General features: G+C 67.3%; 1 protein-coding gene. It reads left to right on the forward strand.

The features are described from left to right. A partial coding sequence (locus tag MOV75_RS40090; protein WP_247008371.1) for an aldehyde dehydrogenase family protein occupies window positions 1-838 on the forward strand: 838 nt, incomplete at both ends.

Genomic DNA, 838 nt, shown 5'->3' on the forward strand with positions numbered 1-838 from the left:
GACGGTTTCGGACGCGGATGCGGCGGCTGCGGCGGCTGCTGCCGCCTTGCCGGGATGGTCGGCGCTCGGTCCGAACGCGAGGCGCAGTCTGCTCTTGAAGGCTGCCGACGTGCTCGAGGCCAAGCGCGATGCCTTCATCAAGATCATGATGGCCGAGATCGGCACGACCGATGTGTGGTCCGGCTTCAACGTGAAGCTTGCCACCGGCATGCTGCGCGAAGCAGCGTCGCTGACGACCCAGATCGCCGGCGAGGTCATCCCCTCCGACAAGCCAGGATGCATTTCGATGTCGGTTCGCCAGCCGGCCGGCGTGTGCCTGGGAATCGCGCCGTGGAATGCGCCGATCATTCTCGGGGTCCGTGCTGTGGCGACGCCGCTTGCTTGCGGCAACACCGTCGTGCTTAAGGCGTCCGAACTTTGTCCGGGGACGCACCGGTTGATCGGTGACGTCTTTCGTGACGCCGGTTTCCCGCCCGGTGTCGTCAATATCGTGACCAATGCGCCGGCTGAGGCGGCCGCCGTCGTGGAGCGGCTGATCGCCAATCCGGCGGTCAGGCGGATCAACTTCACCGGGTCGACCCGCGTCGGCCGCGTGGTCGCCGAACTCGCCGGGCGGCATCTCAAACCCGTGCTGCTCGAACTCGGCGGCAAGGCGCCGCTGGTCGTGCTCGACGATGCCGATCTCGATGCCGCCGTCGCGGCCGTGGCGTTCGGCGCCTTCATCAACCAAGGCCAGGTCTGCATGTCGACCGAGCGGGTGATCGTGGATGAGGCCGTCGCCGCGTCGTTTGTCGACAAGCTCGCCAAGAAGGCGGGCGCGCTTCCGGCCGGCGATCCA

It is taken from the genome of Bradyrhizobium sp. PRIMUS42, assembly GCF_023006515.1.
Lineage (GTDB): Bacteria > Pseudomonadota > Alphaproteobacteria > Rhizobiales > Xanthobacteraceae > Bradyrhizobium.